This is a genomic window from Thermogemmatispora onikobensis, from assembly GCF_001748285.1.
In the GTDB taxonomy this organism is placed as follows: Bacteria; Chloroflexota; Ktedonobacteria; order Ktedonobacterales; family Ktedonobacteraceae; genus Thermogemmatispora; species Thermogemmatispora onikobensis.
Map to the genome: position 1 here is coordinate 105,953 of NZ_BDGT01000009.1, position 10,204 is coordinate 116,156.

Below are 10,204 nucleotides of genomic sequence, written 5' to 3' on the forward strand. Positions count from 1 at the left end.
CCCTGGCCCGCGGCATTTCGCAGTTCGTTCGTAGATGGAGGTGGCTTCTGATGACGCAAGCGCTATCGGCGGAGGAGAAGGCCCGGCTGAAAAAGCAGTGGACGGAGCTGGCCATTCAGCAGGCCCTGGCTAGCCAGTGGCAGGAAGCGGTGGTCACGAATAAGAATATCTTGAACCTCTTCCCAAATGAGGCCGAGGCCTACAACCGCCTGGGCAAGGCCTACCGCGAGCTGGGCATGTACGCCGAGGCCCGCGAGGCCTACTCACAGACGCTCAAGCTCAATCCCAATAATACGATCGCGCGCAAGAATCTGGAACAGCTCGCCTTGATCCAGGAGGATCAGGCCCGCATCAATGCCGCCACTGTCGCTATCGACCCGGTGATCTTCAATGAGGAGCCAGGCAAGCGGACAACCACCGACCTGATCAACCTGGCCGAACCCCAGGTGCTGGCCCGCGTCAGCACCGGCGAGAAGGTCCAGCTTGAGCGCGATGGCCATGCGATCTACGTGCACTCCGCTACAGGTGAGCGGATCGGCCAGATTGAGCCGCGGCTGGCTAACCGCCTGATCACGTTGATGGAGCACGGCAATCGCTACGAGGCCGCGATCTCAACACTGGATAACAACCACGTCCGCGTGGTGATCAGTGAGTCCTATCAGCATCCGAGCATGGTGGGGACGGTGAGCTTCCCAGCCCAGGCCGGTGGTGAACTCGTCAGACCGTACACCAAGGATAGCATGCTGCGCTACGACCGCGATGAGGAGGATGAGCTGCTCAGCGAGGACGAGTACTACGAGGGCACCGAGGATAGCGATGAGTACAGCGACCTCGATTTCGAGTCCGGCAGCGATGTCGAGGAGTAACAACGGAGAGCAAGACCTGCTCTCCCAGGCATCGGTTGCCGTTCCTGCTATCTCCGCTCTGCTCTGCCCTGAATCCGTGAATCTCTTCTATTATCATCCATTGACAAGACTACTCTGATCTGGAAAGAGGTTTTGCTTGCTATGAATAAGCGTAAACGAGTCGCTCAGCGCAAACATCGGATGAAGGAGAAGAAACGCCAGGAGAAGCGCAAGGCTCAGCGAGCCAGCGCGAGTGCGGCTGCGAATACGGCGCGGCGGTAACGCCGCGCTTCCCTCTTGTATGGAGGCGCTGCGATGACTAGCCCGTCCCCTGCTTCGGCGGCGACGGTGCGCAACGTGTTAACCTTGCTCGCTTCCCGCGATGCCCAACTGGTGGCCGGCGCCGAAGGGCTGGAGCGCCGCGTGACCTGGGCCTTGCGAATGCGCGCCCGCCTGCCAGCTTTCGAAAGTATCCGTGGCGGCGAGCTGGCCTTGCTGAGCCTGACTCAGCTGCGCCGTCTCGATGAGACATTGCCACATCTGCTGCAGACACTGCATCGGGAAGGGATCGCCGCAGTGGCGGTCGCTGCCCCTTCGATCGAGGCCCTTGGACCGGAGGCGGAGGCTATGGCCAATCGGCTGCACCTGCCGCTGATCTATCTACCGGCTTCGGCCCCGCTGGAGGAGATTGTGCGCGAGGTGATTACCTTCGTGGCCAGCTTCCGCAGCGAGGTCGAGCGCCGCGCTACCGAGGTGGCTCAGCAGCTGATGCAGCTCAGCGTACAGGGCGTCGGTATCCAGGGCCTCTGTGAGCATCTGGCGCGTGTGACTGGCAAGTGGGTAGTGGTCCAGGACGCGGACTACTCGCCTCGCTGGCAGGTGGCTCCCCCCACCGCCCAGCCAGAGGGCCTGCTACCTATCAACCTGCCTCCTCTACAGGACGAGGATGCTCTGCGCCAGGAGGGCCTGGCGCGCGTCGTGGTCCCGATCCTCATCCGCCACGAGATCGTCGGCTATCTCTCCTTGATTGGCCGGGAACAGACCTTCGATTATCAGGAGCGCCTCCTGCTTGGCCAGGTCTCTCCTATTCTGGCACTGGAGTTTGTGCGTGAGCGCGAGCGCAGCGAGGTGGAGAGCCGCTATCAGCTGGAGGCTTTCTTCGATGTGGTGCAGGGCAACTACCAGCAGCCGGAGGAGATGCAGGCTCGCGCTCGCTTGCTTGGCCACGACCTGACTCCTCCCCAGGTGGTGGTGGTCTTCGAACTCTCCCCCCAGCAGGCAGCCCCTCTGGCCGGAACCATCGCCGCCGGCTGGAGCAGGCGCGTGCGCGAGGAGCTCCTGCGCTCCTGGCCTTCGGCCTGGGTGGTCGCGGAACAGCACCGTGTAACGGCTCTGCTGCCGCTCGGCAACCTGCGCACGGGAGGCGGCGATTCGCGCTCCGACCATGAGCTGGAGCAGGCGCTTTTCTCGCGCCTGGAACGGGTGCATAGTCGGATTCAGCAAAGCACCAATTTTCTGAGCACCTCCGCTGGCAGCTCTCGCTCTCCGGCGCGCGACGAGAGCGATCCTCTCTATTCGGTGGGCGTCGGGCGCATCGCTCAGCAGATCCAGGGCCTCGGACAGTCTATGCGGGAGGCCCAGCAGGCCCTGGAGATTGGGCGCCGCCTCTTCGGCGAGGGCCGCCTCCATTCGTTCGCCCGCCTCGGCATCTATCGCCTCCTCTTCCACCTCTACGGCCACGAGGAGCTGACGGCTTTCTATCGCGAGACGCTCGGCCCGCTGCTGGAACACGACAGCCGCGGCGGCGAGTTGATCGAGACGCTGGAGTGCTTTTTCCGCTGTAATGGCAATCTCAGCGAGGCGGCGCGCGCTATGCATATGCACCGCAACTCGCTGCTCTATCGCCTGGAACGCATCGAGGAATTGCTCGGCCAGTCCCTTGAGGATTCAGAGCTGCGACTCTCTTTGCAAATCGCTCTAAAAATCCGCTATATGCTTCAGGAACGCTGAGCTGTATCTCCACCCAATCCTATAACCTTCTTCCTCTTATGCCCTTGTTTTTGCTCTTCCGTGTCAGGAGTCTCTCCTCACCCCGGCAGGAATCTCAGCCATAGCCCGATAGTCTGGAATAGCTACCAGACAGCTATCGATGTGCTATCCTTTACAGAGATGTACCATTGTGATATGCCTGACTGAGGCGAGATCGAGCAGGACCGCCACACCGCGGCGCGCCGCTGGGTGCACAGGATTTTTCGGGAGCCCTGGTCGAGCTTCCTCCCACCAGGTGGTGAGAAGAGCAAGAACCAGCCAGGGCTACCCCCCTCTCGCAAGCAATCGCTGTCGAGCCGCAACCGGCACTAGCACATTGCTGCTTTTTCTGATCATATTATCGGTTCTGCTTTCCGGTAAAAGATGCGTCTTTCTCTATAGAAGACCTTGAGTTGACTGAACTGAGCTACAGCGAAGAGAGGACTTCTAGCATGCGCATTGCGATTTTGTCGGATATTCATGGCAACCCAATCGCGCTGGAGGCTGTGCTGGCCGATATCCAGAGGCAGGGGCCAATCGATGAGTACTGGATTCTGGGCGACCTGGTTGCCATCGGCTATGATCCCGTGGCCGTGCTGGAGCGGGTGACGAAGCTGCCACGGGTGCGTTTTACGCGCGGAAATACCGATCGCTATGTGGTAAGTGATGAGCTGCCCATCTCGATCGAGCAGATACGGGCTCAGGGTCGCCTTGAGCTGTTGCCCAAGCTGCTGAGCACGGTGAAGAGTTTCGCCTGGACCAAGGGCTATTTGACGGCTACGGGCTGGCTGGACTGGCTGGGCCGCCTCCCCCTGGAGCAGCGGCTGACCTTGCCCGATGGGACACGCTTGCTCGGGGTACATGCAGCCCCCGGTACTGACGATGGCCCCGGCATCCATCCCCGCTTAAGCGAGGCCGAGCTGGAGGCCCTGGTGAAGGATTGCAATGCCGATCTGATCTGCGTTGGCCATACCCATATTCCGCTTGATCGTACAGTGGCTGGGGTGCGCGTGGTGAATCTGGGCAGCGTGAGCAATCCGGTGACACCAGAGCTGGTGGCTAGCTATGCCATTGTGAAGGCCAATAATAGCGGTTACCAGCTTCAGCTGCGGCGCGTTCCTTATGATCGAGAGGCGGTGATGGAGGCGATCCGGCGCGCTCGTCATCCGGCGAGCGATTATCTGCTGGGCTTTATGCGCGGGGAGTTCGTGGCAAAGCAGGGCTAGCCGCGGCTGGCCCACCCAGCTCCCTCCCACTCCAGATAGGGAGCTGATCACACGCTATACAGGAAGAGGAGCAATGAGCGACTACAGCGGCCTGCAGCTCGGCCACTATCGCCTGGAACGCTTGCTTGGGGCCGGCAGTTTTGCCCAGGTCTATCTGGCGACCCATGTGCACTTGCAGACACAGGTCGCTGTCAAGGTGCTGCATGCGGCGCTCGGCCCCGAGGCAGTCGAGCAGTTCCGCCGCGAGGCGCGTACCATTGCCGCTCTGGTGCATCCGCATATTGTGCGCGTCTTGGATTTTGGGCTGCACGAGGGGCACCTGCCCTATCTGGTGATGGATTATCTGCCCGGCGGCTCGTTGCGTCAGCGCTACCCGCGCGGGAGTCGTCTGCCGCTGGCGCTGGCTTTGAGCTACGTGCGCCAGGCGGCGGAGGCGCTGCAGTATGCTCACGAGCGACGCATCGTTCATCGGGATGTGAAGCCGGAGAATATGCTGCTGGGAGAGGATGGCCTGCTGCGGCTGGCGGATTTCGGCATTGCGACTATCCTGGAGACAACGGGATCGCTGGGCCACGCTGTGGACGGTATGGCTGGCAGTCAGAATCTGGCGGGGACGGTGCTCTATATGGCCCCGGAGCAGATTCAGGCCCACCCACGCCCGGAGAGCGATCAGTATGCGCTGGCGGTGGTGCTCTATGAGTGGCTCTGTGGAGCACCGCCTTTTACGGGCAGCTTTGCCGAGGTGGCAGTGCGCCATTGCACGGTGATGCCACCTCCTCTACGCGCCCAGGTGCCTGAGCTACCGCCGGCGGTAGAGGAGGTCATTCTGCGGGCTTTGGCCAAGGATTGGCGCGCCCGCTTCCCTTCGGTGCGCGCTTTTGCGGAGGCGCTGGAGCAGGTCAGCGGGGTGGCGGTGCTCATGGCTGGCGCCGGCGCGTCGCTGCCTTTGTCGGCGTCTGGGGGAGGCCTCCTCTCGGCTGGAGCCGCCGCGGCTCTGCCAACAGAGCAGGCTCCCGTTGCTTTTTCGTATTATGCTGAGACGGGGGCGCCTCCGCCGCGCCTGCCTCCACCTCCAATGGCCCTGAATTATTTGCCGCTCCTGCGAGGTCCAGTCAGGCCGAAGCAGCTTCTCTATCTGGCTATCTACGCTGTTGTGCTGATTGTGCCGTTCCTGCCATTGTTGTTACTGCGCCCACCTTTACAGACGCTGGGCTTGCCTCTCTGGCTCTATACGGCGATCGGTGGCTCGCTGGTGGGCAGCGGCACATTGTTGGCAGGAGCACTGTGGGGAAGCTGGCGCGGAGCAGTGGTCAATGGGGTCTATGCGCTCTTTCTGGCGACGATCAGTCTGACAGGGCATTGGCTGTCATTTTCTCCATTTCTGCTCATGCCTCCTATAGCGGCGCTGCTGACTGGTTGGATCTATGAGCGCCGTACGCTGCGCGGTCTGGAGCGGGCGCTCTTAGCTTTGCTGCCAGGCGCTTTGCTGCTGGTGCTGGGGCCGCTGCTGGGCAATCTGTTGGGAAAGACAGGCATGGCCGAGGTCACGCTGGCTTTGCTGGTGACGCTGGCAACGTTGATCCCTGGCCTGACGAACGGGTTGTTGTGGAGTGTGCTGGCGTCCCTGCTGGTGATGCTTCTGGTCAGCGCGCTGGTTGAGATGGCCCTGCAGCAATGGCTCGAGCGCCAACAGGGTTGAGGGCACAGGGGAGGGAGACCAATGTTTTGCTCCTGCTTCCAGCCTACGCCTGTCTCTCTCTGCCCTCACCACACCGGCAGCTCTAACCCCAGATAGGCCATCGCTTCCTCCCTCCTGTAGACGTGCAACCACAGCCCTCCCCCTTCCAGCTCCTCCACCCACGCCCCCGGCGTCCCCTTCAGCCGCTCCCTCCCCCAACGCTCCACTACCTCCGCACTGTACAGGTTCTCCCCGTACAGATACCTGATCTCCACTCGCTCATCCTCTCCCCGCGGCAAAGGCCGCTCCGTCTGCTCCACCAGATACACCACCAGCGGCCTCCAGTACCGATAGAGCAATAGCGGCAGCTCCCTCCTCCAAAACCCCTGTTTCCCCTCCGTCTTCAGCAATTGCTCCGTCACCAATGCATAGGCCATCTCCGCCGGCACTTCCTCCTCCTCCTCCGCCGGACAGTACAGCACAAAGCACCAATCCAACCCCTTCAGCTCCCCTTCTTGCGCCGCTGCATAGACATCAATCGCGACCCGCTCCTGCGGATCAAGCGGCTCGCTGCAGAAGCGCCGGAGCCGCTCCTCCAATCCAGGCCAGATCTTCGGCTCCAGCAGCGCCGCCCGCTCCTGCTCCGTCAGCCCCCTCACTTCCTCCCTCTCCGGGAAAAACAGTATGCCATACCACAGATCAAGAAACCTTTCTCTTTCCTCCCCTCCCCCCCACATATCCAGCAGAATAAAGCCCCGCTTGACCAGCGCTTCCAGAAAGGGACGCACTATCCCCGGATCGCGAAAGTCCTCCGGCCTCCTTAAGCCCATATACCAGAATTGGGTTGTCTTCATATCTATCACTCCACATCATTCAAACACTATATTTCACGGTACTCACAACAGCTACTATTTTTCCTTTATATTTTGACAAAAAAATTCACAATAGAATTCGGAAGTTTTCCAGAGCATAATTTATTCGCATCAAATATTAAATATATTACTCTATTTACATAATAACGTATAAACCTTTCTATTTGTTTTTCTAAGTCTTCGATATTGGATCTTATATTTTTCGAATCGTAAGACTTTAAATCAATTATATCCCCATAAATATCTATCGCATCAGGCCCGAGATCACCATCGGGGGCGACCGGTTCCAAGCTTGCAATCAGAGAGAGATGATCATGAACCCACTGCAGTTCAAAGAAGGCGCCCTTGAACCTTGCGGAACTCTCCCCGAGGCGTAAATTGGCCTCCAGCTCAGTCAGACCACCAAAGCGTCGCAGCGTTTCCTCATCGATATCCAGTAACTCCATCAGAATATAGCACCAGTAGACAGGGTGGTGTTCGCGAACATCTTCAGCGAAGCCTTCTCCATAGAGAGCCGAAGCCCTCTCAAAGGTACCCACCTCACAGTGATCCTTATCTCGCTTCTTCACTGTGGGATCAATTGGGAAGGGATCGACGAGCACGTTTGGCGTGGCCTGCGGCTCAGGAGTTTGCTCCGGCTGCTGCTGCGGCTGCGGCTGAACTGGAACCTGCACCTGTTTCTCGACCGACTTCTCAAGTAGTTGGAGAGCAAGCAACGACACATTCATCAGCGAGGCGATGAGCCCGAATATGAGAGGCCCCGCGAGTTCCATCGCAAAGAGCCCCACGTCCACCACGAGAAAGGCAATACCCAATGGCAGAGCGCCCACGCCAAAGGACCCACCTGCCACGCCTGCAAGGCAGATCACCCCGACAGCCAGTACAAGCATATCAACGAATAGAATCCACCCTAGATTCCGCAGTTCCCAGTCATAGAGAGCTTTTCACCTGCTCATTGATCACCGACTGTCTCTCACAGAACTGCTGCCCGGGATCGCTGTCACTTGCCAGCAATCGTCTCAGCGAAGTTGCGATCTGATTGTAGCGCCGCTCCACCTCATCAGCCAGGTCTCCACTGAAGGCCAGGGAAGGGTTGCCATCTCCCTGACGCAGGGCCATTAGCTTCTGCTGTACCTGATCCAGCATGGTCTGATGAATCGCTCCCAGAGTGTAGGCCTGCTGGCTATGCTGGTCCAACAGATGTTTCAGCGGAGTCAGGCATGGCCACTTCTCCTCTCGACTGATGCAGGCCGCCAGTTCTTCCTCACAGCCTCTCTCATGCTCGTATATGCTATCTAGCGACTCCTACTCCCATCACGCCGGACCGCTCCTAATTAAGACCACCAGCAATGGAATCGCCTGGCCACCCTTCCCATGCTCTTTCTATAGTGGTCACATGACCCATAGTAGTTTTTGGTACATTTGCCGGAGTCTTTGGCTTCTAACTGAATCTAACTATATCAATAAATTGTGAGCAAAACAATGTGTCTCAGGCAAGCTTGCCTGAGACAGGGAACCGAAGGAGCAATATCATGCAGCAAGTCAACAGAAATCACTTCCAGCAGTGGCTGAAGGCCCTGCGCGGTAGACATGGCCTCTCCCAGGAGCAATTAGCGCGCCGTATGAGGTGCAGCGCTAACTACATCTGGCGGCTGGAACATGGGAAGCGCTACCCAAGCAAGGAATGGCTTCAACTGCTCGGGCACGTTCTCCAGCTCGATGGAGAAGATAAAGCTATCCTGGAGCTGTTCATACAAATGACAGAAACGCTTTCTTGCAAATGGAATAATCCTGGCTAAGGTGACATGGTGACTCGCCGCTATTCTGAAGCGATATCCTACTGCTAAATAGGTAACTTGACAGTGAAGACGAGAAGTTGATACACTACTGGCGGGAGGAGCAGAGAAAGAGCCTTCAGAAGGAAGGAAACGAGCAATGTCTGACTACAGCGGTCTGCAGCTGGGGCACTACCGCCTGGAACGCTTGCTAGGCCAGGGTTCCTTTGCTCAGGTCTATCTGGCGACTCACCTTCACCTGGGCATGCAGGCAGCGATCAAGATTCTGAACCAGGTGGCCAATCAGGAGGCGATCGAGCAGTTCCGCCGTGAGGCGCGAACCATTGCCGCCCTGGTCCATCCGCACATTGTGCGCGTCCTCGACTTTGGCCTGCACGAAGGGCGCTTCCCCTATCTGGTGATGGACCACCTTCCCGGCGGTTCACTGCGCCAGCGGTATCCAGCTGGCAGCCGGCTACCGCTCCTCGTGGCATTGGACTACACGCGCCAGATCGCCGAGGCGCTGCACTACGCTCATGAGGCCCGCATCGTCCACCGCGATGTCAAACCCGAAAACATGCTGATTGGCCGTGATGGCCAGGTGCTGCTCGCTGACTTCGGCATCGCGACCATCGCCGTCAGTACCCGCCTGCAAAGTACCCAGGATCTGGCGGGGACGGTGACTTACATGGCTCCCGAGCAGATCCTTGGCCATCCGCGTCCCGAGAGCGATCAGTATGCACTGGCCGTGACCCTCTACGAATGGCTGGCTGGCGTCCCTCCCTTTACAGGCAGCTTTGCCGAGGTGGCAGCCCAACACTGCATGGTCCCGCCTCCCTCCCTCCGTCAGCATGTCTCAGAGATCCCGCCGGATACCGAAGCGGCCATTCAGCGCGCTCTAGCCAAGGATTGGCGCGCGCGTTTCGCCAGCGTGAAGGAGTTCGCTATCGCCTTGGAAGAGACCACGACCGAGACCATGCGTGGCTCCGCTGTTGACAAGTTTCTCTCTTCCTCCGCGTCGCTGATGGCCTCCGGCATCATTCCAACTGAGAGTGCTCCTCTCAGGCTTCCGCCCCCAACCAGTTTCCAGCAGGAGACTACCCCTTACCTCCTGCCCCCAGGCCACCCTTCTTCCCCCTTCCCCGCATCTCGTCCCACACCGTCCCACGGTCGAGGGAGGTCAGAATCCCGCCTTCCCCGGAGCAGCCAGACACCGCGCCAGGTGCGCCGACCTTCACCCTCAGCCTCCATGATGGTTCCCTCGTCCGCCTCTGCCGCCAGCCGGGCCCCGTGGTCGCTGCCTCCACCGCCTTTCCCTCTCAACTACCTGCCGCTCACACGCGGCAAAGCTACACTACGCCAGGTTCTCGGCATGCTGCTCTACGTGCTGCTGGCGCTCGGCCTTACTCTACCACTTTTCTTGTTGGCTTACCTCTCTCCTCCTACGACCAGGACTGCACCGAGCTGGGCCGTGATCACTCTGGTGGCTATGCTATTGCTGTTACCGGCCACCCCTACCCTGGCAGGGAAAGTCTTCGGAAGCTGGCGCGGCGCCCTGGTGAGCAGCCTTCTTACCGCAGCACTCTGGGAACTCAATAGGCTCTTGCCAGCAAACCGCTTTTTCCCAAGCACCTGGCAGAGCGCCGTCGCCCTGGCTGGCTGGCCCCTGGCTTCTGTCTTCACCGGCTGGCTAGCCCGGCGCGCTCACTTCCGGTCCTTTGGCCAGGCCTGGCGCTCTCACTTCGGTGGTTTGCTGATCATGCTCGCCACGTTCACCATT

At 59.6% G+C, this 10,204-nt stretch carries 9 protein-coding genes; 6 read left to right on the forward strand and 3 right to left on the reverse strand.

Going from position 1 to position 10,204, the window contains the following annotated elements:
- The first annotated feature begins 50 nt into the window (after positions 1–50).
- From BGC09_RS06325 to BGC09_RS06340, 4 genes are all read left to right on the forward strand, one after another.
- Entirely contained in the window at positions 51–866 is an 816-nt protein-coding gene (locus BGC09_RS06325) for a tetratricopeptide repeat protein (protein ID WP_069803048.1), read from the forward strand.
- 294 nt (positions 867–1,160) lie between these two features.
- Entirely contained in the window at positions 1,161–2,855 is a 1,695-nt protein-coding gene (locus BGC09_RS06330) for a helix-turn-helix domain-containing protein (protein WP_069803049.1), read from the forward strand.
- A 470-nt stretch (positions 2,856–3,325) separates the two neighbouring features.
- On the forward strand, positions 3,326–4,099 hold the full coding sequence (locus tag BGC09_RS06335) for a metallophosphoesterase family protein (protein ID WP_069803050.1): 774 nt from the start codon (positions 3,326–3,328) through the stop codon (positions 4,097–4,099).
- Positions 4,100–4,172: 73 nt separating this feature from the next.
- The gene (locus BGC09_RS06340; RefSeq protein WP_069803051.1) at positions 4,173–5,798 is read left to right on the forward strand and encodes a serine/threonine-protein kinase; all 1,626 of its coding nucleotides are present in this window, start codon (positions 4,173–4,175) and stop codon (positions 5,796–5,798) included.
- A 65-nt stretch (positions 5,799–5,863) separates the two neighbouring features.
- On the opposite strand, the gene BGC09_RS06345 is transcribed toward BGC09_RS06340, so the two are convergent.
- The 3 genes from BGC09_RS06345 to BGC09_RS06355 form a co-directional block, all read right to left on the reverse strand.
- Positions 5,864–6,631, reverse strand: a complete 768-nt coding sequence (locus BGC09_RS06345; RefSeq protein WP_069803052.1) for a hypothetical protein — start codon at positions 6,629–6,631, stop codon at positions 5,864–5,866.
- A 65-nt stretch (positions 6,632–6,696) separates the two neighbouring features.
- Entirely contained in the window at positions 6,697–7,539 is an 843-nt protein-coding gene (locus BGC09_RS06350; protein WP_069803053.1) for a hypothetical protein, read from the reverse strand.
- A 40-nt stretch (positions 7,540–7,579) separates the two neighbouring features.
- Positions 7,580–7,795: a hypothetical protein gene (locus BGC09_RS06355; protein WP_141727662.1), complete on the reverse strand. Its 216-nt coding sequence runs from the start codon at positions 7,793–7,795 to the stop codon at positions 7,580–7,582.
- Between the two features lie 386 nt (positions 7,796–8,181).
- Between BGC09_RS06355 and BGC09_RS06360 the strand changes: the two genes are divergently transcribed.
- A complete protein-coding gene (locus BGC09_RS06360; protein ID WP_069803055.1) occupies positions 8,182–8,448 on the forward strand; it encodes a helix-turn-helix domain-containing protein in 267 nt (88 codons plus the stop codon).
- A 136-nt stretch (positions 8,449–8,584) separates the two neighbouring features.
- Positions 8,585–10,204: serine/threonine-protein kinase (locus BGC09_RS06365; RefSeq protein ID WP_069803056.1), on the forward strand; the 1,620-nt coding region annotated here is incomplete at its 3' end.

What these genes read in the sequence shown, in the direction of transcription:
- BGC09_RS06325 (WP_069803048.1), top strand. Translation starts at nt 51, where the DNA reads ATGACGCAAGCGCTATCGGCGGAGGAGAAGGCCCGGCTGAAAAAGCAG.
- BGC09_RS06345 (WP_069803052.1), bottom strand. Translation starts at nt 6,631, where the DNA reads ATGAAGACAACCCAATTCTGGTATATGGGCTTAAGGAGGCCGGAGGAC.
- BGC09_RS06335 (WP_069803050.1), top strand. Translation starts at nt 3,326, where the DNA reads ATGCGCATTGCGATTTTGTCGGATATTCATGGCAACCCAATCGCGCTG.
- BGC09_RS06330 (WP_069803049.1), top strand. Translation starts at nt 1,161, where the DNA reads ATGACTAGCCCGTCCCCTGCTTCGGCGGCGACGGTGCGCAACGTGTTA.
- BGC09_RS06350 (WP_069803053.1), bottom strand. Translation starts at nt 7,539, where the DNA reads ATGCTTGTACTGGCTGTCGGGGTGATCTGCCTTGCAGGCGTGGCAGGT.
- BGC09_RS06340 (WP_069803051.1), top strand. Translation starts at nt 4,173, where the DNA reads ATGAGCGACTACAGCGGCCTGCAGCTCGGCCACTATCGCCTGGAACGC.
- BGC09_RS06355 (WP_141727662.1), bottom strand. Translation starts at nt 7,795, where the DNA reads ATGCTGGATCAGGTACAGCAGAAGCTAATGGCCCTGCGTCAGGGAGAT.
- BGC09_RS06360 (WP_069803055.1), top strand. Translation starts at nt 8,182, where the DNA reads ATGCAGCAAGTCAACAGAAATCACTTCCAGCAGTGGCTGAAGGCCCTG.